This window comes from Caulobacter sp. GW821-FHT12F03, assembly GCF_058806855.1.
In genome coordinates, this window is the sequence record NZ_JBXAQC010000002.1 from 82,988 (window position 1) to 107,328 (window position 24,341).

The following is a 24,341-nucleotide window of genomic DNA, read 5'->3' on the forward strand; positions in this document are numbered from 1 at the left end:
CCGTAATTTCGACGCCGCACTAGAGCCAGTTTCGAGCCATGACGCGCAAAACCCTCCTCGCCGCCTTCGCCGCCCTGACCCTGTCGCTCGGCGCCGCCGCCGCCTGGTCGCAGACGCCGATGCCCGATCCGCTGGACGACCGCTCGGTCAAGCGGCTCGACAAGATGGAAAAGGTCGTGCGCGAACTGCGCGCGATCGTCTTCCAGGGCCGCGACACCGGAAAGCCGGTGGTGGTCATGCCGGCCGAGACTGAGTCCCAGATCCAGGCCCTGACCGACCGCGTCGCCGACCTGGAAGAGACGCTGACCAAGCTGAACGGCGCCAACGAGACCCTGACCTTCGAGCTCGAGCAGGCCCAGAAGGCGCTCAGGGCCTCGGACACCTCGAACCGCGCCCTGGCCGACCGCCTCGCGGCGCTGGAAGCCCGCGCGACCCAGATCGAGACGACCGTCGTCAGCCAGCAGGCCGCCGCCAATGACGCGGCTCCCGTCGAGGACGCCGGCGATCCCGACGCCGACTTCGCCCGGGCGCGCAGCTTCATGCTCAACGGCGACTACGACTCCGCCGAAACCGCCTTCAGCGCCTTCGTGAAGCGCTACGGCGACACCGAGAAGGGCCCGGAAGCCCGTTACTGGCTGGGCAAGACCCTGTCGGTGCGCGGCGCCAACGCCGACGCGGCCGGGGCCTTCATCGGCGCCATCCGCGGCTGGCCGAAGACCGCCTGGGCTCCCGACGCGACGCTCGAGCTGGCCCGCTCGCTGGTGGCGCTGAAGAAGCCCGCCGACGCCTGCCAGACGCTCGACGAACTGGCCCGCCGCTATCCCAAGGCCCCGGCGTCGGTGCTGTCCCGCGCCCAGACCGTCCGCGCCCAGGCCAAGTGCGCGGCGTGATCGTGCGTGGTTCGAGCCCCGGATCCAGTCCGGGGGGGGTCTGACGCACCCGCTCCTCACCATGACGGGGATTTCTGCAGCCCCCGGAATTCGTCATCCTGAGGAGCCCCGGACTTGATCCGGGGCGTCTCGAAGGACGCAGGGACCTTGCTGCAATCGATCTTCCCCATCCTCGACCGCCGCCTGAGGTCCGCCTCGGCGGCGCCGCTGGCCGTGGCGCTGTCAGGGGGCGGGGATTCGCTGGCGCTGCTGCGGATCGTTAAGACCTGGGCCGACGCCCGCGGGCGGACGGTCGTCGCCCTGACCGTCGACCATGGCCTGAACCCCGCCAGCGCGGGCTGGACCGCGCGGTGCCGCGAGACGGCGGCCCGGCTCGGCGTCGGCTTCCGGGCGCTCGCCTGGACCGGCGACAAGCCCGCCACGGGCCTGCCCGCTGCGGCCCGGGACGCCCGCCACGCCCTGCTGGCGGACGCGGCGCGGGCGCTCGACGCGCGGGTTCTGCTGATGGGCCACACGGCCGACGACCTGTCAGAGTCGGCCGCGATGCGCGCCGGCGGCTCGACCGTCCCGGACGCGCGGGTCTGGGCCCCCTCGCCTGCCTGGCCCGAGGGGCGGGGCCTGTTCCTGCTACGCCCCCTGCTGGGCGTCAGCCGCGCGGCGCTGCGGCAGTACCTGAACGAGGCCGGCGAGACCTGGATCGACGATCCGGCCAACGAGGACCTGCGGTTCGCGCGGGCAAGGGCGAGGGCTGCTCAATCCTCTCCGCGAGGCGGGGAGGGCGACCACGCCGAGCGTGGTGGAGGGGCCGGCGCGGACACGTCCGGACAGACCGGAATTCAGGACGCGACCGCCGCCGTTCGCCCTGCCCCCTCCACCCTGCTCCGCAGGGTCCCCCTCCCCACGTCGTGGGGAGGATTGGTTTTGGCCAAATCTACCGCCCCCTCCACCCTCGCCGCCGCCGCCCTTTGCGCGGCCGGGACGGCGCGGCCGCCGCGCGGGGCCAGCCTGTCGCGCATCGTCGACGCGCTGCGGCGGGGCGATCCGTTCACCGTCACCCTCGCCGGGGCGCGGATCGAGGTCGGCTGGACCGACATCACCGTGATGCGCGACGCCGGCGAGATCACGCGCGGCGGCCTCGCACCGCTGGCGCTGCCCGAGGGCCGGGAGGTGATCTGGGACGGCCGGTTCGCCGTCCGCGCCGGGCGGCCCGGCCTGACCGTGACGGCGCTGGCCGGGCGCGCCGCGAAACTGCCGGAAAGCGAGCGCAGAAGGCTGGCCGCCGTCCCCGCCGCCGCCCGTCCGACCCTGCCCGTCACAATTGACGCCCAAGGGACCGTGACTTGCCCGATCCTTGCAGAGCGGCCTTCGGTTCGTGTTCAAGCCCTCGCTTTGGCCCGTTTCGACGCGGCGACGGGGGGCGTAGACAGCGAACCTGCCCCGTGACGAATCGCGCGCGTGGCGAAATCGGACCGGCCGCCCTATCTTGTGGTCGGTAACACAGGAAGTTTGAGCGCATGAACCTGCGGAATCTGGCCATCTGGGCGTTCGTCGTCATCATCGCCGCCGGCGTGTGGAGCATGGTGGCGCGTGGCGGCGCCGCGCCCGGGACGACCCCCGCCCCCGAGGCCCATTCCTATTCCGACCTTCTGGCCCAGGTGGATCGCGGCCAGATCGCCAGCGCCAACTTCCACGGCGCGTCGGTCGATCTCGTGACCCAGGACAAGAAGGCCTTCACGGTCGTCGTGCCGGCCGACTCCGCCGATCTGGTCAAGCGGATGGAGGCCCGCGGGGTCAACATCAACTTCAAGACCGGCGAGCGCTCGCTGCTGCTCAACATTCTGATCCAGGCCTTCCCCATCCTGCTGCTGATCGCGGTGTGGGTGTTCTTCATGCGCCAGATGCAGGGCGGGGCCCGCGGGGCCATGGGCTTCGGCAAGTCCAAGGCGCGCCTGCTGACCGAGAACAAGAACAAGGTCACCTTCGAGGACGTCGCCGGGGTCGAGGAGGCCAAGGACGACCTGACCGAGATCGTCGACTTCCTCAAGGACCCGTCCAAGTTCCAGCGACTGGGCGGCAAGATCCCCAAGGGCGCGCTGCTGGTCGGTCCTCCGGGCACCGGCAAGACGCTGCTGGCCCGCGCCATCGCCGGCGAGGCCGGCGTGCCCTTCTTCACCATTTCCGGCTCGGACTTCGTGGAAATGTTCGTCGGCGTCGGCGCCAGCCGCGTCCGCGACATGTTCGAACAGGCCAAGAAGAACGCGCCCTGCATCATCTTCATCGATGAAATCGACGCCGTCGGCCGCCATCGCGGCGCCGGCGTGGGCGGCGGCAACGACGAGCGCGAACAGACGCTCAACCAGTTGCTGGTCGAGATGGACGGGTTCGAGGCCAATGAAGGCATCATCCTGATCGCCGCGACCAACCGTCCCGACGTGCTCGACCCCGCCCTGCTGCGTCCGGGCCGCTTCGACCGCCAGGTCGTGGTGCCCAACCCCGACGTCACGGGCCGCGAGAAGATCCTGCGCGTTCACATGCGCAACGTGCCGCTGGCGGCCGACGTCGACGTGCGCACCCTGGCCCGCGGCACGCCCGGCTTCTCCGGCGCCGACCTGGCCAACCTGGTCAACGAAGGCGCCTTGCTGGCCGCGCGCAAGAACCGCCGCATGGTCACCCACGATGACTTCGAGATGGCCAAGGACAAGGTCATGATGGGCGCCGAGCGCCGCTCGATGGCCATGAACGAGGAAGAGAAGAAGCTGACGGCCTATCACGAGGGCGGCCACGCCCTGGTGGCGATGAGCGTCCCCTGCGCCGACCCGGTGCACAAGGCGACCATCGTCCCGCGCGGCCGTGCGCTCGGCATGGTCATGCAGCTGCCCGAAGGCGACCGCTACTCGATGAAGTACGCCCAGATGACCAGCCGCCTGGCGATCATGATGGCGGGCCGCGTCGCCGAGGAGCTGATCTTCGGCAAGGAGAACATCACCTCCGGCGCCAGCAGCGACATCAAGGCCGCCACCGGCCTGGCCCGGGCGATGGTCACCCAGTGGGGCTACTCCGACAAGCTCGGCACCGTGGCCTACGGCGACAACCAGGAAGAGGTGTTCCTCGGCCATTCGGTGGCCCGCACCCAGAACGTCTCGGAAGAGACGGCCCGGCTGATCGACAGCGAGGTCAAGCGGCTGGTCCAGGAAGGCCTCGACGAGGCCCGCCGGATCCTGACCGAGCGGCTGGAGGACCTGCACAAGGTGGCCAAGGCCCTGCTCGAGTATGAGACCCTCAGCGGCGACGAGATCACCAACGCGATGAAGGGCGTCATGCCCAACCGCGAGGAACCCGAGAAGCGCCCGAGCGGCCCCAACGCCTCGGTGCCCCTGTCGCCCCGTCCGGGCGGCGTGGTGGCGCGGTCGCAGGACTGATGCTCCTCCCGGTCCTCCCCCTTCCCCCTGGAGGGGGGAAGGGCCGGGGATGGGGGTGGAGGTCTGTCAACGTCGCGGCGCCGGCGGCTGAGCCCCCCTTTCCCATCACCGTGCTGGTTGAACCTGCACCACCCCCATCCCTGACCCTTCCCCCCTCCAGGGGGAAGGGAACGAGCCTACAGGGGAGCACCTAGATGCCATCCCCCCGCGTCATGGGCATCGTCAACGTCACGCCCGACAGCTTCTCAGACGGCGGCCGCCATCTTGGCCTGGGCGCCGCGCTGGCCCATGCCCGGCGGCTGATCGCCGACGGCGCGGACATTCTCGACATCGGCGGCGAGTCGACCCGGCCGGGCGCCGCGCCGGTGCCCGAGGCCGAAGAGCTGGACCGCGTGGTCCCGCTGATCGCCGCGCTCCGCGCCGAAAGCGCCGTCCCGATCTCCATCGACACCCTCAAACCCGCCGTAGCGCGCGCCGCCGTGGCCGCCGGAGCGACGATCTGGAACGACGTCAGCGCCCTGCGCGGATCGCCGGACGCTCCGGCCGTTGCGGCCGCGCTGGGCTGCGACGTGGTGCTGATGCACATGCGCGGCGAGCCCGGCACGATGCAGGACGCGCCGCGCTACGACGACGTGGTCGCAGAGGTCGAGGCCTTCCTGCTGGCCCGCGCCGACGCCGCCCTGGCCGCCGGCGTGGCGCGGAAGAAGATCTGGCTCGACCCCGGCATCGGCTTCGGCAAGACGCTCGAGCACAACCTCGCCCTGCTGCGCGCCCTGCCTCGCTTCGTCGCGCTGGGCTTCCCGGTGCTGCTCGGCGCCAGCCGCAAGCGGTTCATCGCCGCGATCGACCGGACCGCGACCGACGCTGACGACCGGCTGGGCGGGTCCCTGGCGGTCGCGCTCGAGGGCGCCCGCGCCGGCGTCGCGGCCGTGCGGGTGCATGACGTGCGCGAGACCGTCCAGGCGCTCGCGGTTCAGGGCGCGATGGACGGCTAGGCGCCCGTCTTCATTGGCGTGCGTCCTTCGACACGGCCGCTGCGCGGCCTGCTCAGGATGACGTAGCTCTGTGCACGTCATGGTGAGCAGCACCCGCAGGGTGCGTGTCGAACCACGCACCCTGCCCATCGCGGGCGGAGAGCGATACAAACCTTCCATGCCCTCTCCTGATTCCCCTCGCGGCCGCGTCCTGATCATCGCCGGGTCCGACAGCGGGGGCGGGGCGGGCGTCCAGGCGGACATCAAGACGGTCACGGCGCTGGGCGGCTACGCGGCCACGGCGATCACCGCCATCACCGTGCAGAACACCCTCGGCGTCACGGGCGTGCACCCGATCCCGCTGGACATCATCGAGGCCCAGGCCCGGGCGGTGCTGGACGACATCGGCGCCGACGCGATCAAGACCGGCATGCTGGGCGACGTGGCGACGGTGGAGCTGGTCGCGCGGCTGCTCGGCGGCGCCGCGGACATTCCGGCCGTCATCGATCCGGTGATGGTCGCCAAGGGGGGCGCATCGCTGCTTGAGGCGAAGGCGGTGGCGGCGGTGAAGGCCCTGCTGGTCCCGCGCGCGGCGCTGCTGACCCCCAACGCGCCGGAAGCGGAAGCCCTGACCGGTCTGCGCGTGGCCACCCCCGACGACCAGCGCCGCGCCGGCGAGGCGCTGCTGGCGCTGGGCGCGCGGGCCGTGCTGATGAAGGGCGGCCATGTGGGCGGCGACCGTGTGGTCGACATCCTGCTGACGGCCGACGGCGAGACCCTCTTCGAGGGCGAGCGGCTCGACACCCGCCACACCCATGGCACCGGCTGCACGCTCGCCTCGGCCTGCGCCGCCGGCCTGGCCCAGGGCCTGCCACTGACGGCCGCCGTGGCCCGGGCCTGGAACTACGTTCACGAGGCCATGCTGCGCGCGCCGGGCTTCGGCTCCGGCCACGGGCCGCTGGATCACGCCTGGCCGATGAGGGACAGATGAGCCGACCGCTGGAGCAGCAGCTGGAGGACATCCTCCGCGCCTCGCCCTCGATGATGACCGTGCTGACGGGCGCGCGCGAGCTCGACCTGCCGGACTGGCTGATTGTCTCCGGCGCGGTCTACCAGCGCATCTGGAACCACGTGACCGGACGCGAGCCCGACTACGGCGTGCGCGACTATGACCTGATCTACTTCGACCCGGACACCAGCTGGGACGCCGAGGACGTGTTCATCAAGCGCGCCGCGGCCCATTTTCCATCGCCGCTCAACGAGCTGGTCGAGGTGCGCAACCAGGCGCGGGTGCATCTGTGGTTCGAGGACCACTTCGGCGAACCCTACGCGCCGCTGTCGAACAGCACCGAGGCTCTGACGCGGTTCGTCGCACCCGCCTTCGGCGTCGGCGTGCGGCTGGAGCCCGACGACAGCCTGACCATCAAGGCGCCGTTCGGCCTGGAGGACGTGTTCGCCATGACGCTGCGGCCCAATCCGAACCGGCCCCTGGCGAAGGGCTGGGCCAAGACGACCACCTCGGCCCGGACCCGCTGGCCGGAAGTGACGGTGGTGGAGCCGGGCTGAGCGAGGACATGCACTTCAGTGCGTGTCCCCGGACGTGTGCGGGGTTCGAGACGCCCGCTTGAGGCTCGCTCCTCACCATGACGAAGAGTTTTGCAGCCCACCCTGGCCCGTCATCCTGAGGAGCGATCCCTCAGGATCGCGTCTCGAAGGACGCACTCCGCGTGTAGACCTCCGGATCGCGGATCTCCATCCAGCGGTCGGCGCCGGTCAGGTCGCTGAAGCCGTATTGTCGGTAGAGCGCATGGGCGTCGGCCGTGGCCAGGTGCATGCGGCGGAAGCCCTGCAGGTTGGGATGGGTCTTGAAGAAGGCCATCAGCGCCTTGCCCAGCCCCCGCCCGCGATGGGCCTCGTCGACGAACACATCGCACAGCCAGCCGAAGGTCGCCCGGTCGGTGACCACCCGGGCCATGGCCGCCATCTCGCCGTCCGGGGCGTAGGCGCCGAAGGTCAGGCTGTTGCGGACGGCCGTGGCGAAGGTCAGGTAGGGGATCTGCTTCGCCCAGTAGGACTCCTCGCTGATCCAGCGATGGGCGCGCGGCAGATCGAACAGGGCCGGGTCGTCGCTGACGACATAGCCGTCGCCGGTGCGCAGTTCGGTGGGCATCGCTCCCTCCTCAGACGCCGTGCAGGCGGCGGTAGTCCTCGATCTGGCGCAGCAGGCGATCGCTCCCGCCGTCGCCGAACACGCACAGCAGCCGGCGGCCGAGCACCTGGCCCGCCGGGCCGAGCAGGCCGCCGCCCGCGTAGGCGAAGTGAAGCGTCGAGGGCGACACCAGATCAAGGCCGAACACGCGGCTGACGCCGATCGGCCCCATCAGCGACCAGTCGAACACCTCGGTGCGACCGAGCGTGTGATGGATCAGCGCCGTCGGCGTCAGCTCCAGCCTCCACCGGCGCCGGCCGAACAGCCAGAGCGCGCCCGTCGCGACGAACGGGATGCCGGCGGTGATCGACACGTTCACCGGATCGGCGAGAAAGGCGTCGCGGTTGACGAGCCACGACAGCGCCAGCAGCGCCCAGATCGGCGCGAACAGGCCAAGCAGCTTGCCGCCATTGAGTTCGAAGGTCATCACGCCCACCTATCGCGTTTCTTCGTTATCCGGGAACTCCGCTCATGCGCCAATGGACTGTCGACGCCTTCGCCTCCGCGCCCTTCCGGGGCAACCCCGCCTGCGTGGTCGAGCCGGTGTCGGCCTGGGCGGACGCGGGCTGGATGCAGGCGCTGGCGGCCGAGAACAACCAGGCGGAGACGGCCTTTCTGCTGACCACGGACGATCCGGCGCAGTTCGGCCTGCGCTGGTTCACCCCGGCGCTGGAGGTGCCGCTGTGCGGCCACGCCACCCTGGCGGCGGCGCATGTGCTGTTCGCCGAGCTGGGCGTCACGGCCGACCGGATCACCTTCGACACACAGTCGGGGCCGCTCACGGTCAAGCGTCTGGGCGAACGCTACGAGATGGACTTCCCGGCCAGCATCCCCAGGCAGACGTCCGTGCCGGAGGGGCTGGTCGAGGCGCTGGGCGCGACGCCGACCGAGGTCTGGGCCGGCAGCTATCTGGTCGCCCTGTTCGACGATGAGGCGGCCGTCCGGGCGCTGAAGCCCGATCTGGCGGCGCTGGAGAAGATCGCCGGCGAGGCCACGGGCGGGCGGGGCAACCTGTCGGCCGCGGCCCTGGCGGACGCGGGTTCGGCCTACGATGTCGTCAGCCGTTTCTTCGCGCCGGGCTCGGGCATCCCGGAGGATCCGGCGACGGGCTCGGCCCACTGCATTCTCTCGCCGCTGTTCGCCGGCAAGCTGGGCCGCGCCGACCTGCGGTTCCTGCAGGCCTACCCGGGCCGCGGCGGCGAACTCGACTGCGAACACCGTGGCGACCGCGTGCTGCTGCGCGGGCGAGCCGTGACCGTGATCGAGAGCCTCCTGCGGCTCTGACAACGGAAAACGCCCCCGTCCGGGGGGAGACGGGGGCGTTCCTTCGCGTCAGCGCTGGTCGGGGCTTACCAGCGGCGCGGGTCGTGCGGGAACCGGTCGACGCGGTCGGGGTGACCGTCGCGGTCGGCGTCATAGCCGGGGCCCGGGCGGGGGCCAGGACCCGGACGATAGTCGTCGCGGTCGTGGCGCTCGTAGCGGATCTTGGCGCTCAGGATGTTGAAACGACGATCGAGATCGGCGCGTTCCCAGGCCTGCAGGCCGCCGGTCCGGCGATAGCGGTATTCCAGCCGGGCGATGGTCTGGAACTCGGCGCGCAGGCCGGCCGCTTCGCGACGGGTCAGGGAGCCGTTGCGGACGCCCTGGTCGATGCGGTGGTCGAGCGCGGCCTGACGATGGTTGATGTCGGTCCAGGGCGCGGCGGCGGCCGGCAGGGCGGCGCCGGCCAGAGCGGAGGCCGCCAGAAGGGGGATCAGAAACTTCTTCATCACGAATGTCCTCTTGTGCGGAGCCGCCTCGGAGGGACGACCATGCACAGAGGTAAACACGCGGAACCTGAAACGGTTCTGAGGCTGTCGTTGTCTGGCGTTCAGGCTTCCGGGACGGATCAGGCCGCGACGGAGCGGGCCGCGGCGGCCGCGGTCAGGGCGGACTCGATCGCCTCGTAAAGCCGCGTCAGTTCGATCGGCTTGGAGACGTGGCCGTCCATCCCCACGGCCAGATAGGACTCCACCTGATGCACCAGCGCATTGGCGGTGAGCGCCAGGATCGGCGTCCTCGGTCCCCCGTCGGCGGCTTCGGCCGCGCGGATCGTGCGAGCCGCCTCCACGCCGTCCATGACCGGCATCTGGATGTCCATCAGGATCAGGTCGAACTTGCCATGGCGCCACGCCTCGACCGCCTGGCGGCCGTCCGCCACGATGTGCAGGTCGACGCCCAGCGGCTCCATGACCGCCTGCAGGACCTTCTGGTTGGTGGCGTTGTCCTCGGCCGCCAGGATGCGCAGCTTGCGCTCCTCGATCGCCTCGGCCGCCGACTCCGCGACCGCGGTCTCGGCCCGGGCTTCGGCGCGCGGCAGCGGCAGGTCGACCGTGAAGGTCGAGCCCTCGCCCTCGATGCTGCGGGCGAAGATCGACCCGCCCATCAACTGGGCCAGCTCGCGGCAGATGGCCAGGCCCAGGCCCGTTCCGCCGAACCGCCGGGTCGTCGAATTGTCGGCCTGGATGAACTTCTCGAACAGCGTCGGCAGCTTGTCGCTGGCGATGCCGATGCCGGTGTCGGACACCGTCAGGCGCAGCTCGCCGAACGGCGACAGCGAGAACCGCGCCGCCACGGCGCCCTCGACGGTGAACTTCACCGCGTTGGACAGCAGGTTGCTGAGGATCTGGCGGATCCGGTCGGGATCGCCGCGCCACCAGCCGGCGACGTTTTCGTCGACCGTCATGCCGAACCGCAGATTCTTCTCGGCGGCCATCACGGAGAAGGCGCTGACCGCGCTCTCGGCCATGTCGTCGAGCGAGAAGTCGTGTTCCGCCAGCTCAAGACGGCCCGCCTCGATCTTGGACAGGTCCAGCACGTCGTTGATGACGCTGAGCAGCAGCTCGCCGGATTCGCGGATCACGCCCAGCCGCTCGCGCTGGCGCGTATCGAGCTCGCCGCGCGCCATGACGTCGGCCATGGCCAGCACGCCGTTCAGCGGGGTGCGGATCTCGTGGCTCATGTTGGCCAGGAACTGGGATTTCAGCACATTGGCGGCGTTGGCCTGGTCGCGGGCCTCGACCAGTTCGGCCATCGTCCGGCGCAGGTCGCGGTCGTTGGCGTCCAGCTTGGCGAGCAGCTGGTTGAAGCTCCGCGCGAGACTGCGGAACAGATCGTCGTCCGCGTCCTCGGCGACCGGCGTGAAGCGGCCGCTCTCGGCCACCTCGCCCATCGCCCGCGACAGGCGGCTGACCGGCCGGCTGATGCGGCGGGCCAGGGTGTTGGCCACGAACATCGCGATGCCGGCCGCGCCGAAGAACAGGGCGAAGGTCAGGGCCAGGAAGCGCGGCAGCAGGGTGGCCAGCTTCGGCGACTCCACCGTGGTGACCAGGGCGCCGACCGTGCGGCCCTTGAGGGTCACCGGGGTCCGGATGGTGGTTTCGGACGCGGACGCCGGCCGACGGTCCCGATGCACCGCCAGGATGCGCCCCTTGTCGTCGATCAGACTGGCCGCACGAACGCCGGGCGCCGCGATGACCGACTGGACGGCCCGACGCGCCTCCGCCTCGTCCCCGCGGGCCAGGGCCGGCGCCGCCAGATCCGCGACCACGGCGTTCAGCGCGGCGGTGTTGGTCTTGGCTTCCTGTCGCGAGACGGCCCACTGCTGAATCATGAAGGCGCCGCAGGCTGCGAGCAGCACCGCGACCGTCGTGACCAGCGCAACACTGGCCACGCGCGCCTGGAAGGGCGCGTGGCTGGAAGCCTGGGTTGTATCCGTCTGCTGGGTCATCGGTCCGGAAAGGCAGCCCCTTACCCCCCGCTTATGACCCAATCTCCCTAACGCTTCGCTTCCGCGACAATTTAACCATCTATTTACCTAGTCAGATATTAAGGTTTCGTTTACCTTCATCTCGCCTGCCGGTTGATGGAGGGATACAGGTGGAAAAAGCTTTTGTTGCCCAACGCGTGGCCCGTAAGTTGTTCGCGACCGAGCATGCGCTCGACGCGGCGATGACCGAGGCGGCGGAACTGATGGCGGACCTGCTCAAGGCCCGCAAAGACCTCAACCTGTCGGCCGTGGTGGGCGACGCCGCCCCGTCCAAGCTGGTTGAAGCGATGGCCGCGCTGGCGGAAGCCCGCACCGCCGTCGTGGCCGTGCACAACGAACTGAACGATGTGAAGCTGCGCATCGGCGTTCGCACCAAGATGACCGGCTGGGAAGACAAGCCGCCGGAAGCGGACACGCCGCAGAACCGTCTGGACCTGCGTCAGGTCAGCTGACGTCGAAGGTTGCGATAGTTTAACTCTCTTGCGCCTCTAACTCCGTGTAGAGGCGCAAGAGATGTATCACTCGCTCATTCCACTGGTCGGCTGGGGCGCCACGTTCTTGGTGTGCGCCTTGGCGTGGTGGAAGGGCGGACGGCCTGAGCGTCTCGGCGCCAGCCTGAAGCTGATCACCTCGATCATCGCCCTGGGCGTTCATCATCTCCTGAAACAGGACGCGATTTCCGGCGCCCTGCTGACCGCCGACGGCGTTCTGGCCGCGGGTTTTCTCGCACTGGCGATCCGCTACGCCAGCCTGTGGATCGGGGCGGCGATGCTGCTGCAGGCCGGTCAGTTCAGCCTGCACGCCTGGTATCTGGTCAGCGCCCTGGAGCGCGACCGCTTCTACGCCATCGTCAACAACCTGGTGACGATCGGCATCCTGATCTGCATCCTCGTCGGCACGCTGATCGCCTGGCGGCGACGCAGCCGGGCCGCCGCGCGGGTCACTCAGGCGGCCTGAGCCGCCTTCTTCGACACCGTGGTGGTCAGGCCGACCCCGCCGAGGATCAGCGCCAGCGCCGCCAGGGCGCTCCAGCCCGGCCGCTCGTGCATCAGCCCCACCCCCAGCACCAGCGCCCATAACGGCAGCAGATAGACCGTCATGCTGGTGAACACCGCGCCGCGGCGCTGGATCAGCCAGACCCAGCCGACCGTGCCCAGGCCGCTGGAGAAGATCCCCAGCACGGCCGTGACCGCCAGCGGCCCCATCGGCGGCATCGGCGGCGGCCCGTCGAGCGCCAGGGCCCCGACGGTGGCGAAGATCGCGCCGGTCAGGCACATCATCAGCCCGCCGATGGTCGACGGGACCTGCGGCGTGCGGCGCATCATCACGTTCGAGGCCGCGTAGAGGACCGCCGCGCCGATCGCCAGGCCGAGCGCCCCGGCCTCGAGCGCCGCGCCCGTGGTCAGCCTCGGCCCGACCAGCACCAGCAGGCCGCTGAAGCCCAGGACCACCCCGACCAGCCGGCGGGGCGTCAGCTTCTCGTCGTGCAGGAACAGGTGGGCCATGACCACGGTGAACACCGGCGAGGCGCCGTTGCAGATGGCGTTGACCGCGCTCGGCAGGCTTTTCGCCGCCGTCGAGAACATGAAGAACGGTGCGGCGAATCCGACCAGTCCGAGCATGGCGTAGGCGAACCAGACGCCCTGCCGGTCGAAGGACAGCGGCGGCAGCTGCTCGCCCCGCGCCGCGGCGACGAGCCAGAGGGTGATCGTCGCCACCCACAGGCGGATGGCCGAGACCCAGAAGGGGTGGATGCCGCCCACGGCGATCTTCAGGCCGGCGAAGGCCGAGCCCCAGATCAGCACCAGGACCCCCAGCACCACCCAGTCTATGCGCGCCCGAGATTGCACCCGTTCCCCCCTCGCCAGGCGTCGGAGGTAAGGCCCCTGCCCCGACGGCGCCAGCGGTTCCTGTCGACGGCCGACGAAAAACGCCTCTTGTGCGGCGCCGCGAAATGGAGTTCTTCGGCGGCGGGCCACGCCCCCCCAACGGGGCGCAGTCCATCTGCAAGGATGGGAGACATCGCAGTGACCACGACTCCGCAGAAGCCGGCTTTGCGCCCGGCGCGCCCCGAATTCTCTTCAGGCCCGTGCGCCAAGAGACCCGGCTGGACCCCCGAAAAACTGAAGGACGCCGTCCTCGGACGCTCGCACCGCGGCAAGCCCGGCAAGGCGAAGCTGAAGCTGGCGATCGACCGCACCCGCGAGGTGCTGGGCGTTCCGGCCGACTTCCTGATCGGCATCGTCCCCGGCTCCGACACCGGCGCCGTCGAGATGGCCATGTGGTCGATGCTGGGCCCGAAGCCGGTCCAGCTGCTGGCCTTCGAATCGTTCGGCAAGGACTGGGTCACCGACGTGACCAAGCAGCTCAAGCTGCCCGACGTCGAGGTGCTCGACGCCCCCTACGGCGCGCTGCCCGACCTGACCAAGGTCCGCGCCGACGCCGACCTGGTGTTCACCTGGAACGGCACCACCAGCGGCGTGCGCGTGCCGAACGCCGACTTCATCTCGGCGGACCGCGAAGGCATCGTCATCTGCGACGCCACCAGCGCCGCCTTCGCCCAGGACCTCGACTGGGCGAAGCTCGATGCCGTGACCTTCTCCTGGCAGAAGGCGCTCGGCGGGGAGGCCGCCCACGGCGTGCTGATCCTGTCGCCGCGGGCGGTCGCCCGCCTCGAGAGCTACACCCCGCCCTGGCCGATGCCGAAGCTGTTCCGCATGACCGACAAGGGCAAGCTGAACGCCGGCATCTTCGACGGCGCGACGATCAACACCCCCTCGCTGCTCTGCGTCGAGGACGCCCTGGACGCGCTGGCCTGGGCCGACACCGTCGGCGGCTTCGCCGGCATGAAGGCCCGCTCGGAAGCCAATCTGAAGGCGCTCGAGAACTGGGTCGCGGTCACGCCGTGGGTCGAATTCCTCGCCGGGGACAAGGCCATCCGGTCCAACACCTCCGTCTGTCTGAAGGTCGTGGATCCGGCGATCACCGCCCTGTCCGAGGACGCCCAGGCCGACTTCGCCAAGAAGCTGGCGTCGCTGCTGGAGAAGGAAAAGGCCGCCTACGACATCGGCGGCTACGCCAAGGCGCCTCCGGGCCTGCGCATCTGGTGCGGCGCGACGGTCGACACGGCCGACGTGCAGGCGCTGACGCCCTGGCTCGACTGGGCCTTCGCATCGGTCTCCGCCGAGCTGGCCGCCGCCTGACTTCGAGCCCCCTCAGTCACGCTGCCGCGTGACAGCTCCCCCTGAGGGGGAGCCTCCGCGGCCGTGATCCTCCCCTTCCCGGGGAGACGGCCCGCAGGGCCGGAGGGGGTCCTTCATTCCATTCTTCCGAAAGAGACCAACACATGGCTCCCCGCGTCCTCATCGCTGACAAACTCAGCCCCGCCGCCGTCGACATCTTCAAGAACCGCGGCGTCGATTTCGACATCAAGACCGGCCTGACCAAGGATGAACTGATCGCCGTCATCGGCGACTACGACGGCATCGCCATCCGCTCGGGCGCCAAGCTCGACAAGGACGTGATCGCCGCCGCGAACAAGCTGCAGGTCATCGCCCGGGCCGGCATCGGCGTCGACAACGTCGACATCCCGGCCGCGACGGCCAAGGGCATCGTGGTGATGAACACCCCGTTCGGCAACTCGATCACCACCGCCGAGCACGCCATCGCCATGATGTTCGCCCTGGCCCGCCAGCTGCCCGCCGCCGACGCCTCCACCCAGGCCGGCAAGTGGGAGAAGAACCGCTTCATGGGCGTGGAGCTCTACGCCAAGACGCTGGGCCTGATCGGCGCCGGCAACATCGGCTCGATCGTCGCCGACCGGGCGCTGGGCCTGAAGATGAAGGTCATCGCCTTCGACCCCTTCCTGTCGCCGGAGCGGGCCATCGAGATCGGCGTCGAGAAGGTCGAGCTGGAAGACCTGCTGGCCCGCGCCGACATCATCACCCTGCACACGCCGCTGACCGACAAGACGCGCAACATCCTGTCGGCCGAGGCGCTGGCGAAGACGAAGAAGGGCGTGCTGATCGTCAACTGCGCCCGCGGCGGCCTGGTCGACGAGGTCGCCCTGCGCAAGCTGCTGGACGAGGGCCACATCGGCGGCGCGGGCTTCGACGTGTTCGTCACCGAGCCGGCGAAGGAAAACCCGCTGTTCGGCAGCGACAAGGTGGTGGCCACCCCGCACCTGGGCGCCAGCACCAACGAGGCGCAGGAGAACGTCGCCCTGCAGGTCGCCGAACAGATGAGCGATTACCTGCTGACCGGCGCGGTGACCAACGCCCTCAACAGCCCCTCGATCACGGCCGAAGAGGCCCCGCGCCTGAAGCCGTTCGTGGCTCTGGCCGAGAAGATCGGCGCCTTCGCCGGCCAGATGGTCGACTTCGGCATCACCGCCATCGACATCGCCTACGAGGGCGATGTGGCGGCCCTGAACGTCAAGCCGATGACCAGCGCGGCGCTGGCCGGCGTGCTGCGGCCGATGCTGGCGGAGATCAACATGGTTTCGGCGCCGGCCGTGGCCAAGGAGCGCGGCATCGTCGTCTCCGAGAGCCGCCAGGAGCAGAGCCCCGTCTATGAAAGCCTGATGCGCATCACCATCACCACCGAGAAGGGCAAGCGCTCCTTCGCCGGCACGGTGATCGGCGGCGCGCCGCGCATCGTCGAGGTCAAGGGCATGGAGCTGGACGCGGCCTTCTCGCCGGCCATGCTGTACGTCAACAACCTCGACAAGCCGGGCTTCATCGGGGCGCTGGGCATGCTGCTGGGCGAAGCGGGCGTCAACATCGCCACCTTCAACCTCGGCCGGGTCAGCGCCGACGCCGACGCGATCGCCCTGGTCGGCGTCGACCAGGCCCCGGACGCGGCCCTGCTGGCCCGCATCCAGGCCCTGCCGCACGTCAAGGAAGCCCGCGCTCTGGTGTTCTGAACAAACGGGGACATGCACTTCAGTGCGTGTCCCCGGACCGGCTGATGGAACGGATCAGCCAAGCATACGCTTAACCTTCCGCACCGCGACACGGTCGCCTGGGGAATTCGCGCATGTCTATCCTGATCTTCGCCATCATCGTTCTGGTCATCGCCGCCCTGATTGCCTGGGCCGTACAGAAGCTGCCCCTGCCCTCGCCCTTCGGCGCGATCATCCAGGCCTTGATCCTCGTGGCCGCGGCCGTCGTCATCGCCCAGCGCGCGGGCCTGTTCTAGCCGACACCGGATGGGGACACGCACCGAAGGCGGTGCATGTCCCCTCCTTCCAGGGCCGGCCCGCCCGGCGGGTGATCAGCCAGCCCTTGCACGGTTCGCGGATGGTCCCGCGCGCCGAGCCCCAGCCGATCGACTGGACTGCGGATGCGCGGTTGACGCGACCGGTGCGATCGCTGAACCTTGGGCGTGAAACATCGCTCCCCCCTGATCGGCCTTCTCGCTCTCGCGCTCATGGCCGCGCCGGCTCTCGCCGCGGACTCCGGCCCGCCCGACCTGATCCTTCACTTCAAGCAGAACATTGACCGCACGGCCGAGGACGCCGCCCGTGCGGTCGGCGAGGAGCGGGCCCGAAGCTTCACCCGCGCGCCGATCGACCGGCACACCCCGCCGCCCTGGCAGTCGGGCGACGTCTGCGCCCTGCCGCGAATGCAGTACTGGCAGGCCTTCGGGGAATACATGGTGGGGACGGTCCGCGCGCCCCGCCGCGAAGGCGACGCCATCTACGCGATGAACTCGCGGATCCGCATCAACGTCGCGAAGATGGCGAAGATCTTCGCGGCCGAGCCCGACCGACGTTTCCTGCTGCCCGGGGAACAGCTCGACAGACGCGCGACGAACTGGTCGGTCGCGGCCCGCCAGCGGGCGGAGTGGTCGGTGCTTCTGGGGGCCGTCCTGACCGGCGTGATCAGGCAGACGGGCGACCGCACGGACTACGGGGCCAACTACGCGGCGGGCGTCTGGACCCGGGCCTGGTGCGACTACGCCGGGGCGCACGGCGCCTTCCTGGCCGACTATCATGAGGCCGTGGCCAACCCGCCGGCGGAGGACCGCCCGGCCCTCGACTATCTCGAGAGCGCAGCGGTCCCCGCGCCGGGGTCCTGACCGCCTCAGGCGTGCAGGATCGCCGAGGCGATGTGGTCCGGCGTCTGGCCGGTCAGGTCCTTGGCGATCTCGCCGAGAAGTTTGGCCTGAAGCGCCTTGTGCCAGTGCTTGCGCAGCTCGCCGAGCGTGCGCGGCGCGGCGATCACCACCAGGTCGCCCAGCTTGCCCGACAGGGCCTGGGCGTTGAGCATCGCCGCCACGCCGGCGGCGAAGCCGTCCTCGCCATGGGCGTCATGGTCGGGGTTGGCCGAACTGGCGTGGTGACCGGTCGATACGGTTCCCTTGTCCACGGCGGGCGTCGGCAGGGCTTCGAGCTTCACCGTCTCATGGCCGGTGTTGTGGAACATCACGAGCTTGCCGCCGTCGACGACAGCCACCGTGGCGCCTGTGGGAAGAATCATCGCGTGGTCTCTTTCTTCTATGGAGCCTGCTAACGGCTGGCAGAGAGCGCGGTTGCGGTCGCCGCGCCTTGATATGCGTCATGGGCGGATCACGCGGCGGTTCTTGACGACGGTTCCGCCGGCGCAAAGATGCTCGCAAGGACATCCGGGCGCACGTCGCCGCGAGCCGCCTTGAGCCGCGCGGCGCTACGGAAGCCCACGCAGGGAGCGCCATGACCGGACACCGCCTCTACGCCATGCCCTTCGCGGGGGTCTATCCGGCCTATGTCGCCAAGGCGGAGAAGAAGGGCCGCACCAGGGCCGAGGTCGACGAGATCCTGCGCTGGCTGACCGGCCTGACCCAGGACCAGCTTGAGGCCCGGCTGGCGGACAAGACGACCGTCGAGGCCTTCTTCACCGGGGCCCCGGCGCTGAATCCCGACCGGAGCAAGGTCACCGGCGTGGTCTGCGGCGTGCGCGTGGAGGAGGTCGCCGACCCGCTGATGCGCGAGATCCGCATCCTCGACAAACTCATCGACGAGCTGGCCAGGGGCCGGCCGATGGGGAAGATTCTGCGGCAATAGCGACGCGGCGATCGCCCGCCGCCTAGCCCCTCGCGCGCTTGCGCACGAACATCGCCGCATCGGCCTCGGCCAGGGCCGTTTCCGGATCCATGCCGGGCTCGACGGGGCGGATGCCGTAGCTGACGCGGATCGGGGCCGACCAGTCGCCGAGATTCATCGGCTGGTCCTCGATCACCTTGCGCAGGGTCTCGGCCTTGCCGGCGGCGGTCTCCATGTCTGCCTGAACGAGGACGACGGCGAACTCGTCGCCGCCGAGCCGGCCGACGACGTCGGTCTCGCGGGTGTTGGCCAGCAGGCGGTCGGCGACCTCGCGCAGGGCGGCGTCGCCCGCGGCGTGGCCGAACCGGTCGTTGACGCCCTTGAAGCCGTCGAGGTCGAAATAGACTAGGCTGGCCGGCGAGCCGTAGCGGGCGGAGAAGGCGCCGACGCGGTGCAGCTCGCGCATGAAGGCGCGGCGATTGAGCAGCGGGGTCAGCACGTCGCGGTCGGCCAGGGCCTCGACCTCGGCCAGCCGGCCCTTGAGGCGCGAGACCTCGCCGCGCAGGTCGTCGACCTCGGTCAGCAGGGTCTTGATCGCGCCTTGCACCGCCGGGGTGAGGTCGGCTTCGGTCAGGCCGAGAAAGGCGGTCTTGTCGGCCGGGGCGGCCGACGACGCCGTCGCCTGCGCGCCCGCCTGCGCGAGGGCGCGCTTGCGGATCGCGGAGAAGGACTCTGCCCGTGCGCCGCCGATTTTCATCCGAGAATCATACCCTGTTACCCACCCGTACGGGAATCTGACGCATCGGTTGCGGCGTCACAAGCGGCGCCTATACTCCGCGGCCTTCCGGGGAAGGGTTTTCCAACGTCCGGGCAAGGGATTGATCACGTTATGAGCGCAAGCCCGCCGGTCGCCATCATCATGGGCAGTCGCTCAGACTGGCCGACGATGAAGCACGCCGCCGACAGCCTCGACGCGCTGGGCGTGGCCTATGAGACCAGGATCGTCTCGGCCCACCGCACGCCGGACCGGATGTTCGCCTTCGCACGCGGCGCGCGGGACGCGGGGGTCAAGGTGATCATCGCCGGGGCCGGCGGCGCGGCGCACCTGCCGGGCATGACCGCGTCGATGACCGACCTGCCGGTGCTCGGCGTGCCGGTGGAGAGCAAGCTGCAGAACGGCCTCGATTCGCTGCTGTCGATCGTCCAGATGCCCGGCGGCATTCCCGTCGGCACCCTGGCTGTCGGGGCCGCGGGGGCGAAGAATGCCGGCCTGCTGGCCGCGCGCATCCTGGCCCTGTCCGATCCGGCGCTGGCCGAGCGGGTCGCCGCCTACGCCGCGCGCCAGACCGAGGCCGTGGCCGAGACGGTCGAGGACTGATGCCCTTTCCGCTGCCCCCCGGTTCGACCATCGGCATTCTCGGCGGCGGCCAGCTGGGCCGCATGCTGGCCCTGTCCGCTGCGCGACTTGGGCTGGACGTGGTCATCCTGACGCCGGACGAAGGCTCGCCCGCCTCGCGCGTCAGCCGCGAGACCATCGTCGCGGCCTATGACGACCCCGACGCGCTGGCGCGGCTGGCGGCGCTGGCCGACGTGGTCACCTACGAGTTCGAGAACGTGCCGGCCGCGACGGTCGCGGCGCTGAACCGCCAGGGCGTTCCCACGGCGCCGGGTCCGCTGGCCCTGGCCGTGGCCCAGGACCGGGTCGAGGAGAAGACCTTCCTCAACGCCGCCAGCGCCCCGACCGTGGCCTTCGCGCCGGTCGACAGCGCCGCCGATATCGACGCCGCCCTGCCCCGAATCGGCCTGCCGGCGCTGCTGAAGACCCGCCGCGAGGGCTATGACGGCAAGGGCCAGGCCTGGATCCGCGACGCCTCGGAGGCGTCCGATGCGCTGGCCTCGGTCGGGGGCGCGCCGTCGATCCTCGAGGCCCGGGCCGCCTTCACGCGCGAGCTGTCGATCATCGCCGCGCGCGGCCGCGACGGCCGGACCGCCTTCTATCCGCTGTCGGAGAACGTCCACGAGGGCGGGGTGCTGCGCACCACCTACGCGCCGGCCGGGGTCACCCCGGCGCTGCAGGCCGAGGCCGAGCGGATCGCCGGTGAGGTGCTGGGCCGCCTCGACTACGTCGGGGTCATGGGCATCGAGCTGTTCGACCTCGGCGACGGGACGCTGCTGGTCAACGAGATCGCCCCCCGGGTGCACAACACCGGCCACTGGACCCAGGACGGCTGCGAGGTCGACCAGTTCGAGCAACACATCCGCGCCGTGGCCGGCTGGCCGCTGGGCGACACGACGCCGGCGGTGTCGGTGGAGATGACCAACCTGCTCGGCGACGAGGTGCTGGACTGGGCGAGGCTGGCGGCCGATCCCGACGCGCGCCTGCACCTCTACGGCAAGGGCGAACCGCGCCCGGGCCGGAAGATGGGGCATGTGAACCGGGTGAAGCGGCTGTGAGCGCGTGCATCCTTCGAGACGCGATCCTGAGGGATCGCTCCTCAGGATGACGGTGAGGGTTGGGCCGAAAAGGTATTCGTCATGGTGAGGAGCGAGGCATCAGCCGAGCGTCTCGAACCACGCACGAACGCGCCTACCCGAACCGCACCCTCGCCAGGGCCCCGACGAAATCCTTCGCCAGGTCCGACGGCCTGAAGCCGGCTTTCCACTTCTCGAAATCCATGACGTTCTGGATGCGGGCGTCCAGCGCGGCCAGGGCCTCGATGCGGCCCAGCTGCAGGTCCAGCGCCGTCACCTGGATCAGGATGCCCGAGAGGATCGCGCGCTTGGTGTAGTGGTTCTCGTCGGTGGCCGTGTCGCCGGCCCAGCGCCAGAGGCCGTCGGCGCTCTCCCACAGCAGGCGCAGGGCCAGCGGCAGGTTGGTCGGCAGGGCGAGGAAGCCGGCCCAGCGGCGCACGGCCTCGCGGTCGGCCTGGACGGCGTCGAGCCGGGCGATGACGGCGGCGCGGATGCGCTCGCGGATTTTCAGCGTCGCCGGATCGGGCAGGGCCGCCAGGGCCCGGGCGTCGTGCCGGCGCGACAGCAGCGCGGCCAGGTCCTTCGGACCGTTGGGGAACAGCAGTTCGGCGTCGCCGACCGACAGTCCACAGGCCTTCGCGGCCGCCAGCAACGTCGCCTGCCCCCAGCCTCGCGTGGGCGCCAGCTTGAGGGCTTCGTCCAGAACCTGCTGCTCGGTGCGGACGGCCCAGTCGTCAGATGCGATCATGCCCCTACATTACACCGGCTCGCGCGCGCCGTCGCCGATAGACAAGCCTTCCCGCCTCTGCTATCTCGCGCGCCTCGCCACGGGAGGCTTCTCCCGGGGCAAAACAATCATTTCGTCCGCCATGCCGCACGGCTAGCGGCGGGCCGTACGAAGGAGAGTCTCCCCTGGTTCAGATTTTCGTCCGCGACAACAATGTCGACCAGGCGCTGAAAGCCCTGAAGAAGAAGATGCAACGCGAAGGCTCGTTCCGCGAAATGAAGCGGCACGTGGCCTACGAAAAGCCTTCGGAAAAGCGCGCCCGTCAAAAGGCCGAAGCGGTTCGCCGCGCCCGCAAGCTGGCCCGCAAGCGCCTGCAGCGTGAAGGCCTCATCGCCGCCCCGAAGAAGCCCGCCCCGCGCGGGTAGGCCGGCGTACAGCTGAATTCGAAAGGGCCGTCCGGAAAACCGGGCGGCCCTTTTGCTTTGCGGCGGTGCGCTGGTGCGTCCTTCGAGACGCGATCCTGAGGGATCGCTCCTCAGGATGACGAACACCAGTGCCCGTCATGGTGAGGAGCGAGCTTCAAGCGAGCGTCTCGAACCACGCAGGGCCTACTCCCCGCCCCGGATCCGCAGCACCAGGCCCTTCAGGTCGATCTTGCCGGTCGATAGGGCCCCCGCCCGGAACGCCCGGCCGGCGATCCACACCACCACGGCCACCGTGGCCGCCATCAGCAGGCCCGTGCCCAGCACCTGCCACAGCGGCGGGGCGCTGGCCGCCCGGGCGGTCATCAGGAACGGCGTGAACGGCGGAAACCAGGACAGGGTCTCCAGCAGCGGCGCGTCGGGCCGGCGGATCGCCTGGGGCAGGAAGACCACCGGAAGGGTCAGCACAGCCATGATCGGCCCGAGCAGGGTCTGGGCCTCGCGCGTGGTCTCGCAGAACGAGCCGACGGCGGTGAAGATCGCCGCGTACATCAGGTAGCCGCCGACCAGATAGAACAGGAAGTAGAAGATCAGGCCGTTGGAGGTCAGGACGGCGAAGACGTCCGCCGCGATCCCGGGATTGGCCACCGCCAGCGCCGTGCCGCCGACGCTCGCCCAGACGGCCAGCACGGTCAGGGTCACGCCGGCGACGCCGAGGATCTTGCCGAACATGATCTCCGGCACCGAGGCCGAGGCCAGCAGCACCTCCAGCACCCGGCTCGACTTCTCCTCGATGACACTGTTGAGGAGGATGCCGGCCCCGGTGAGGATCATCATCCACAGCAGCATGGCCGCGCCGAAGCCGACGATGCCCGGCAGCCGGTCGCGCAGGCCGACCTTGCCGTCCGAGGCGGCCTTCGGCGAGAACGACGCCACCGTCGGCTCCAGCGCCTGGGCCGACCTCAGCGCCGCCGGATCCACGCCGAGGCGGGCCAGCCGCCGGGTCCGCATCTCGTCGGCCAGCGCCGCGCTGACCTGGCGCTCGAGCGACCGGTCGGCGAGGTTGTTGTTCCAGAAGTCGAGCCGGACGACGTCGCCCTTTCCCCGGATCACCGCCACGGCGGTCAGTTTGCGGCTGTCGGCCCCGGAGACGCCCTGGGTCATCCAGCGCCGGATCGCGGCGTCCTCGGCCTCGCCGGCGACGGCGGGCGGCGGCAGGACGGTGATCCTGGACGCACCCGCCCTTGAGGCCTCCAGGCTGCGGGTCACGGGCGCAGCGTAACCGCCGTCGCTGTGATCGATGATGGCGACGACCGGCGCGGGGGCCGATTTCTCGAACCAGGCGGGCGCGCCGAACGACAGCGCGCCGATCGCCGGCATCATCAGCATCGACAGCCAGAAGCCGGCGGTGCGGACATAGGCGCCGTATTCGCGCGCGGCGATGCGCAACAGGCGGATCATTGGGTCGCCTCCCCGCCGGTCAGGGCAATGAAGGCGTCGTGCAGGCTCGGCTCGCGCATGTCGAAGCGGGTGATGTCGTGGCCTCCGGACAGGGCCGCGCGCAGGGCGTCCTGGCCCGACGCGCCCCTGGCGAGGGCGGCGGTGTAGCGGGTCCCGCCGCTATCGAGGCCTTCGGGAACGACCGACTCGACGCCCGGCAGGGCGGCGACCGCCGCCGCGTCCAGCGCGCCTTCCAGCACCAGGGCGCGGGGCGCGTGGCTCCGCGCCTCGCTCACCGAGCCGTCGAAAACCTTGGCGCCGCGCGCCAGCAGGACGACGTGATCACACAGCCGCTCGGCGTGCTGCATGACGTGGGTCGAGAAGACCACCGTCGCGCCCCGGTCGGCGAGGCCGCGGATCACCGCCTCCAGCGCCTGCTGGTTGACGGGGTCGAGGCCGCTGAACGGCTCATCGAGGATGACCAGCTCGGGCTCATGGACGATGGCGCTGATCAACTGGACCTTCTGGGCCATGCCCTTGGACAGGTGGCGGATCTGGCGTCTGGCGGCATGGCCGAGGCCCTGGGCCTCGAGCAGCGCCATCGCGCGCCGGCGGGCCTCGCCGCTGGACAGGCCTTTCAGCCCGCCGAGGAAGACGATGGCGTCGACCGGCGTCATCCGGCGATAGAGGCCGCGCTCCTCGGGCAGGAAGCCGATCCGTTCGCGCACGGTCCGCGCGTCGGCCGCGCCCAGGACGTTGATCACGCCCGAGGTCGGCGCGACGAGACCCAGCACCATCCGCAGGGTCGAGGTCTTGCCCGCGCCGTTGGGACCGAGGAAGCCGAGGATCTTGCCCCTGCGGGCGCTGAACGACAGGTCGTTGACGGCGGTGAAGTCGCCGTAGCGCTTGGTCACACCGGAAAGCTCTAGCGCCGCGTCCATGGACCCCCGCAAATC

At 70.3% G+C, this 24,341-nt stretch carries 27 protein-coding genes; 17 read left to right on the forward strand and 10 right to left on the reverse strand.

Annotation, left to right across the window (positions count from 1 at the left end; all coding sequences use genetic code 11):
* Positions 1–38: 38 nt before the first annotated feature.
* From ybgF to AC1RN0_RS05880, 6 genes are all read left to right on the forward strand, one after another.
* Positions 39–890: a tol-pal system protein YbgF gene (gene ybgF, locus AC1RN0_RS05855; RefSeq protein ID WP_492786499.1), complete on the forward strand. Its 852-nt coding sequence runs from the start codon at positions 39–41 to the stop codon at positions 888–890.
* A gap of 150 nt (positions 891–1,040) precedes the next feature.
* Positions 1,041–2,333: a tRNA lysidine(34) synthetase TilS gene (gene tilS, locus AC1RN0_RS05860; RefSeq protein ID WP_492786998.1), complete on the forward strand. Its 1,293-nt coding sequence runs from the start codon at positions 1,041–1,043 to the stop codon at positions 2,331–2,333.
* A 71-nt stretch (positions 2,334–2,404) separates the two neighbouring features.
* The gene (ftsH, locus tag AC1RN0_RS05865; RefSeq protein WP_492786500.1) at positions 2,405–4,309 is read left to right on the forward strand and encodes an ATP-dependent zinc metalloprotease FtsH; all 1,905 of its coding nucleotides are present in this window, start codon (positions 2,405–2,407) and stop codon (positions 4,307–4,309) included.
* Between the two features lie 194 nt (positions 4,310–4,503).
* Positions 4,504–5,304, forward strand: a complete 801-nt coding sequence (gene folP, locus AC1RN0_RS05870) for a dihydropteroate synthase (RefSeq protein ID WP_492786501.1) — start codon at positions 4,504–4,506, stop codon at positions 5,302–5,304.
* Between the two features lie 157 nt (positions 5,305–5,461).
* Positions 5,462–6,274 carry a bifunctional hydroxymethylpyrimidine kinase/phosphomethylpyrimidine kinase gene (thiD, locus tag AC1RN0_RS05875; protein WP_492786502.1) on the forward strand — a complete coding sequence of 271 codons (813 nt, stop codon included), beginning with the start codon at positions 5,462–5,464 and terminating at the stop codon, positions 6,272–6,274.
* Positions 6,271–6,849, forward strand: a complete 579-nt coding sequence (locus tag AC1RN0_RS05880; protein ID WP_492786503.1) for a nucleotidyltransferase family protein — start codon at positions 6,271–6,273, stop codon at positions 6,847–6,849. The genes thiD and AC1RN0_RS05880 overlap by 4 nt, the downstream gene beginning before the upstream one ends.
* Before the next feature lie 130 nt (positions 6,850–6,979).
* Here the strand turns inward: AC1RN0_RS05880 and AC1RN0_RS05885 are convergent, their stop codons facing one another.
* Together AC1RN0_RS05885 and AC1RN0_RS05890 are read right to left on the reverse strand one after the other, a co-directional pair.
* Positions 6,980–7,453 carry a GNAT family N-acetyltransferase gene (locus AC1RN0_RS05885; protein ID WP_492786504.1) on the reverse strand — a complete coding sequence of 158 codons (474 nt, stop codon included), beginning with the start codon at positions 7,451–7,453 and terminating at the stop codon, positions 6,980–6,982.
* A 10-nt stretch (positions 7,454–7,463) separates the two neighbouring features.
* Positions 7,464–7,919, reverse strand: coding sequence for a hypothetical protein (locus AC1RN0_RS05890; protein ID WP_492786505.1), 456 nt, complete (start codon positions 7,917–7,919; stop codon positions 7,464–7,466).
* 44 nt (positions 7,920–7,963) lie between these two features.
* On the opposite strand from AC1RN0_RS05890, the gene AC1RN0_RS05895 reads away from it, so the two are divergent.
* Positions 7,964–8,776: a PhzF family phenazine biosynthesis protein gene (locus AC1RN0_RS05895; RefSeq protein ID WP_492786506.1), complete on the forward strand. Its 813-nt coding sequence runs from the start codon at positions 7,964–7,966 to the stop codon at positions 8,774–8,776.
* Between the two features lie 65 nt (positions 8,777–8,841).
* Here AC1RN0_RS05895 and AC1RN0_RS05900 read toward each other — a convergent pair whose 3' ends face one another.
* Positions 8,842–9,261, reverse strand: a complete 420-nt coding sequence (locus tag AC1RN0_RS05900; RefSeq protein WP_492786507.1) for a hypothetical protein — start codon at positions 9,259–9,261, stop codon at positions 8,842–8,844.
* 119 nt (positions 9,262–9,380) lie between these two features.
* Positions 9,381–11,261 carry an ATP-binding protein gene (locus tag AC1RN0_RS05905; RefSeq protein WP_492786508.1) on the reverse strand — a complete coding sequence of 627 codons (1,881 nt, stop codon included), beginning with the start codon at positions 11,259–11,261 and terminating at the stop codon, positions 9,381–9,383.
* Positions 11,262–11,437: 176 nt separating this feature from the next.
* Here AC1RN0_RS05905 and AC1RN0_RS05910 point away from each other — a divergent pair, with 176 nt between their 5' ends.
* Positions 11,438–11,752, forward strand: coding sequence for a hypothetical protein (locus AC1RN0_RS05910; RefSeq protein WP_492786509.1), 315 nt, complete (start codon positions 11,438–11,440; stop codon positions 11,750–11,752).
* Positions 11,753–11,813: 61 nt separating this feature from the next.
* The gene (locus AC1RN0_RS05915) at positions 11,814–12,257 is read left to right on the forward strand and encodes a hypothetical protein (protein WP_492786510.1); all 444 of its coding nucleotides are present in this window, start codon (positions 11,814–11,816) and stop codon (positions 12,255–12,257) included.
* On the opposite strand, the gene AC1RN0_RS05920 is transcribed toward AC1RN0_RS05915, so the two are convergent.
* Complete coding sequence (locus AC1RN0_RS05920; protein WP_492786511.1) at positions 12,245–13,150, reverse strand: DMT family transporter; 906 nt, start codon at positions 13,148–13,150, stop codon at positions 12,245–12,247. The genes AC1RN0_RS05915 and AC1RN0_RS05920 overlap by 13 nt on opposite strands.
* Before the next feature lie 177 nt (positions 13,151–13,327).
* Between AC1RN0_RS05920 and AC1RN0_RS05925 the strand changes: the two genes are divergently transcribed.
* The 4 genes from AC1RN0_RS05925 to AC1RN0_RS05940 all read left to right on the forward strand — a co-directional run bounded on the left by AC1RN0_RS05925 (position 13,328) and on the right by AC1RN0_RS05940 (position 17,381).
* Positions 13,328–14,503, forward strand: a complete 1,176-nt coding sequence (locus AC1RN0_RS05925) for a phosphoserine transaminase (RefSeq protein ID WP_492786512.1) — start codon at positions 13,328–13,330, stop codon at positions 14,501–14,503.
* Positions 14,504–14,646: 143 nt separating this feature from the next.
* A complete protein-coding gene (gene serA, locus AC1RN0_RS05930; protein ID WP_492786513.1) occupies positions 14,647–16,224 on the forward strand; it encodes a phosphoglycerate dehydrogenase in 1,578 nt (525 codons plus the stop codon).
* Positions 16,225–16,337: 113 nt separating this feature from the next.
* The gene (locus AC1RN0_RS05935) at positions 16,338–16,499 is read left to right on the forward strand and encodes a hypothetical protein (RefSeq protein ID WP_492786514.1); all 162 of its coding nucleotides are present in this window, start codon (positions 16,338–16,340) and stop codon (positions 16,497–16,499) included.
* Positions 16,500–16,685: 186 nt separating this feature from the next.
* Entirely contained in the window at positions 16,686–17,381 is a 696-nt protein-coding gene (locus AC1RN0_RS05940) for a hypothetical protein (RefSeq protein ID WP_492786515.1), read from the forward strand.
* Between the two features lie 5 nt (positions 17,382–17,386).
* Here the strand turns inward: AC1RN0_RS05940 and AC1RN0_RS05945 are convergent, their stop codons facing one another.
* The gene (locus AC1RN0_RS05945; protein WP_492786516.1) at positions 17,387–17,782 is read right to left on the reverse strand and encodes a baeRF12 domain-containing protein; all 396 of its coding nucleotides are present in this window, start codon (positions 17,780–17,782) and stop codon (positions 17,387–17,389) included.
* 212 nt (positions 17,783–17,994) lie between these two features.
* Here AC1RN0_RS05945 and AC1RN0_RS05950 point away from each other — a divergent pair, with 212 nt between their 5' ends.
* Positions 17,995–18,345 carry a DUF2200 domain-containing protein gene (locus tag AC1RN0_RS05950; protein WP_492786517.1) on the forward strand — a complete coding sequence of 117 codons (351 nt, stop codon included), beginning with the start codon at positions 17,995–17,997 and terminating at the stop codon, positions 18,343–18,345.
* Positions 18,346–18,367: 22 nt separating this feature from the next.
* Here AC1RN0_RS05950 and AC1RN0_RS05955 read toward each other — a convergent pair whose 3' ends face one another.
* On the reverse strand, positions 18,368–19,081 hold the full coding sequence (locus AC1RN0_RS05955) for a GGDEF domain-containing protein (RefSeq protein ID WP_492786518.1): 714 nt from the start codon (positions 19,079–19,081) through the stop codon (positions 18,368–18,370).
* Positions 19,082–19,213: 132 nt separating this feature from the next.
* Between AC1RN0_RS05955 and purE the strand changes: the two genes are divergently transcribed.
* Complete coding sequence (purE, locus tag AC1RN0_RS05960; protein ID WP_492786519.1) at positions 19,214–19,702, forward strand: 5-(carboxyamino)imidazole ribonucleotide mutase; 489 nt, start codon at positions 19,214–19,216, stop codon at positions 19,700–19,702.
* Complete coding sequence (locus AC1RN0_RS05965; RefSeq protein WP_492786999.1) at positions 19,699–20,778, forward strand: 5-(carboxyamino)imidazole ribonucleotide synthase; 1,080 nt, start codon at positions 19,699–19,701, stop codon at positions 20,776–20,778. Before purE ends, AC1RN0_RS05965 begins: the two co-directional genes overlap by 4 nt.
* A gap of 133 nt (positions 20,779–20,911) precedes the next feature.
* Here the strand turns inward: AC1RN0_RS05965 and AC1RN0_RS05970 are convergent, their stop codons facing one another.
* Positions 20,912–21,544, reverse strand: a complete 633-nt coding sequence (locus tag AC1RN0_RS05970) for a COQ9 family protein (protein WP_492786520.1) — start codon at positions 21,542–21,544, stop codon at positions 20,912–20,914.
* Positions 21,545–21,708: 164 nt separating this feature from the next.
* On the opposite strand from AC1RN0_RS05970, the gene rpsU reads away from it, so the two are divergent.
* On the forward strand, positions 21,709–21,948 hold the full coding sequence (gene rpsU, locus AC1RN0_RS05975) for a 30S ribosomal protein S21 (protein WP_488899740.1): 240 nt from the start codon (positions 21,709–21,711) through the stop codon (positions 21,946–21,948).
* A gap of 183 nt (positions 21,949–22,131) precedes the next feature.
* On the opposite strand, the gene AC1RN0_RS05980 is transcribed toward rpsU, so the two are convergent.
* On the reverse strand, positions 22,132–23,406 hold the full coding sequence (locus tag AC1RN0_RS05980) for an ABC transporter permease (protein ID WP_492786521.1): 1,275 nt from the start codon (positions 23,404–23,406) through the stop codon (positions 22,132–22,134).
* The gene (locus AC1RN0_RS05985; RefSeq protein ID WP_492786522.1) at positions 23,403–24,326 is read right to left on the reverse strand and encodes an ABC transporter ATP-binding protein; all 924 of its coding nucleotides are present in this window, start codon (positions 24,324–24,326) and stop codon (positions 23,403–23,405) included. The genes AC1RN0_RS05980 and AC1RN0_RS05985 overlap by 4 nt, the downstream gene beginning before the upstream one ends.
* Positions 24,327–24,341 lie beyond the last annotated feature (15 nt).

Bases quoted from the DNA above. Each gene is read 5' to 3' on its own strand.
- ybgF (WP_492786499.1), top strand. From the start codon at position 39: ATGACGCGCAAAACCCTCCTCGCCGCCTTCGCCGCCCTGACCCTGTCG.
- ftsH (WP_492786500.1), top strand. From the start codon at position 2,405: ATGAACCTGCGGAATCTGGCCATCTGGGCGTTCGTCGTCATCATCGCC.
- folP (WP_492786501.1), top strand. From the start codon at position 4,504: ATGCCATCCCCCCGCGTCATGGGCATCGTCAACGTCACGCCCGACAGC.
- thiD (WP_492786502.1), top strand. From the start codon at position 5,462: ATGCCCTCTCCTGATTCCCCTCGCGGCCGCGTCCTGATCATCGCCGGG.
- AC1RN0_RS05880 (WP_492786503.1), top strand. From the start codon at position 6,271: ATGAGCCGACCGCTGGAGCAGCAGCTGGAGGACATCCTCCGCGCCTCG.
- AC1RN0_RS05885 (WP_492786504.1), bottom strand. From the start codon at position 7,453: ATGCCCACCGAACTGCGCACCGGCGACGGCTATGTCGTCAGCGACGAC.
- AC1RN0_RS05890 (WP_492786505.1), bottom strand. From the start codon at position 7,919: ATGACCTTCGAACTCAATGGCGGCAAGCTGCTTGGCCTGTTCGCGCCG.
- AC1RN0_RS05895 (WP_492786506.1), top strand. From the start codon at position 7,964: ATGCGCCAATGGACTGTCGACGCCTTCGCCTCCGCGCCCTTCCGGGGC.
- AC1RN0_RS05900 (WP_492786507.1), bottom strand. From the start codon at position 9,261: ATGAAGAAGTTTCTGATCCCCCTTCTGGCGGCCTCCGCTCTGGCCGGC.
- AC1RN0_RS05905 (WP_492786508.1), bottom strand. From the start codon at position 11,261: ATGACCCAGCAGACGGATACAACCCAGGCTTCCAGCCACGCGCCCTTC.
- AC1RN0_RS05915 (WP_492786510.1), top strand. From the start codon at position 11,814: ATGTATCACTCGCTCATTCCACTGGTCGGCTGGGGCGCCACGTTCTTG.
- serA (WP_492786513.1), top strand. From the start codon at position 14,647: ATGGCTCCCCGCGTCCTCATCGCTGACAAACTCAGCCCCGCCGCCGTC.
- AC1RN0_RS05935 (WP_492786514.1), top strand. From the start codon at position 16,338: ATGTCTATCCTGATCTTCGCCATCATCGTTCTGGTCATCGCCGCCCTG.
- AC1RN0_RS05945 (WP_492786516.1), bottom strand. From the start codon at position 17,782: ATGATTCTTCCCACAGGCGCCACGGTGGCTGTCGTCGACGGCGGCAAG.
- AC1RN0_RS05950 (WP_492786517.1), top strand. From the start codon at position 17,995: ATGACCGGACACCGCCTCTACGCCATGCCCTTCGCGGGGGTCTATCCG.
- AC1RN0_RS05955 (WP_492786518.1), bottom strand. From the start codon at position 19,081: ATGAAAATCGGCGGCGCACGGGCAGAGTCCTTCTCCGCGATCCGCAAG.
- purE (WP_492786519.1), top strand. From the start codon at position 19,214: ATGAGCGCAAGCCCGCCGGTCGCCATCATCATGGGCAGTCGCTCAGAC.
- AC1RN0_RS05970 (WP_492786520.1), bottom strand. From the start codon at position 21,544: ATGATCGCATCTGACGACTGGGCCGTCCGCACCGAGCAGCAGGTTCTG.
- AC1RN0_RS05980 (WP_492786521.1), bottom strand. From the start codon at position 23,406: ATGATCCGCCTGTTGCGCATCGCCGCGCGCGAATACGGCGCCTATGTC.
- AC1RN0_RS05985 (WP_492786522.1), bottom strand. From the start codon at position 24,326: ATGGACGCGGCGCTAGAGCTTTCCGGTGTGACCAAGCGCTACGGCGAC.